Origin of the sequence: Fulvivirga aurantia (assembly GCF_009711475.1) — a bacterium.
Taxonomy (GTDB): Bacteria; Bacteroidota; Bacteroidia; order Cytophagales; family Cyclobacteriaceae; genus Fulvivirga; species Fulvivirga aurantia.
In genome coordinates this window covers 1-1,405 of record NZ_SMMD01000264.1, presented here as the reverse complement: position 1 = coordinate 1,405, position 1,405 = coordinate 1, and the positions used below count along the sequence as shown (strand labels likewise).

3 protein-coding genes are annotated in these 1,405 nt (G+C 38.1%); 2 read left to right on the top strand and 1 reads right to left on the bottom strand.

Translation table 11 applies throughout. The annotated features are described in order from the left end of the window. A partial coding sequence (locus tag E1176_RS01000; protein WP_155208726.1) for a sensor histidine kinase occupies positions 1–858 on the top strand: 858 nt, incomplete at its 5' end. A gap of 4 nt (positions 859–862) precedes the next feature. Then, the gene (locus E1176_RS00995) at positions 863–1,198 is read left to right on the top strand and encodes an SdpI family protein (RefSeq protein ID WP_222933040.1); all 336 of its coding nucleotides are present in this window, start codon (positions 863–865) and stop codon (positions 1,196–1,198) included. On the opposite strand, the gene E1176_RS00990 is transcribed toward E1176_RS00995, so the two are convergent. Further along, on the bottom strand, positions 1,195–1,405 hold a 211-nt coding region (locus tag E1176_RS00990), incomplete at its 5' end, for a DUF4139 domain-containing protein (protein ID WP_155208725.1). The two genes, E1176_RS00995 and E1176_RS00990, sit on opposite strands and share 4 nt — an antisense overlap.

Here is a 1,405-nt window from a genome sequence, read left to right as displayed (position 1 = left end):
ATAAACTCAGAGATATACAATGCCATCAATGAGTTGAGCTCAGAAGAAAAAAGGGTCATAAAAACGATCATAGAAGATGAGCTTTTACAACTATCGGTACAAGTAAAAGATTTTATAGCTCAGGAGCGACACTACAGAATGGTACTAATTCATAACATTCATAATGAGTTAGAAGAGAAAGAAGTTGAAGCATGGCAAAAATTAATCAGCGTGCTTACGCATGAAATTATGAACTCTGTTACCCCTATTGCGTCATTGAGTACGGCTATGAATCAGCAACTTACTCAACAAGGCCTTGATATGGATGAGGAGGACAAAGAAGATTTTAAATTGAGTGTTGCAACGATAGAAAACCGAAGCAAAGGTCTCATGCGATTTGTCAATGCTTATAAAGAGTTTACCAAAAAGCCGGACATCAATGTAAAAGATGTAGACCTTAAAAGCGTAGCCATAAGGGCTTTGCAATTGCTCGCTCCCGATTTGCAAAGAGCAAATATCAAGACAGAAGTTATCGCAAAAGATGAACATTACTACATCAAAGGTGATGGTGAATTAATAGAACAGGTGGTAATTAACCTGATAAAAAACAGCCTTGAAGTATTAGAAACCATCGATAAAGGACGTATAGATTTGAAACTTGAGAAACGGCATCGAAAAGTTTATCTTGTAATTGAAGATAATGGGCCAGGAATTGCTCAGGAAAATCTCGATAAAATTTTCGTGCCTTTCTTCACAACTAAGAAAAAAGGAACTGGTGTAGGGCTCAGCTTTGCCAGACAGATTATGCGCCTGCACAGCGGCAGTATTACTGTAAAATCTGAGTTACAAAAAGGAACGTCATTTACATTAGAATTTTAGCAATATGCAATTGCAAGCCTGGCTACTTTATTTTATGGTCGGACCGCTGATGACGATCTTGGCTATCATTTTTAAAGCATTTCCCCCTAAGAAAATCAACGGCATCTATGGTTATCGAACCAAACGCTCGATGCGTAATCAAAAAACCTGGGACGTAGCGAATAGCTATGCCAATAATCTCATGTTTTGGCTGTTTTTAGGGCTTTCTGTCGTAGAGTTGCCTTTATTTTTCTTAATCAAACCAGAATATGCCGCACTGGTGAGCTGTGGTTTGCTCACCGTGGGCATCATCATTCTCATTACTGCCACAGAACAGCACCTCAAAAATAAGTTTGGTTAATCGAGTATAACTTTTTCTTTTTTGGGATATTTTACCTCATAACCTAGTTCTAAAGTAGTTTGCTCCTGAGGCTTAAGGTCTAGTTTCCAGGTAATTTTCCCGGTTCTTTCATCAAACTTCCCTTCAGTAAGTTCATTAATTTTCACTTCTATATCACTGTTAGCGCTTAACGGAACCTGGTCGAAAAGGCTGATATTTATAGGCACA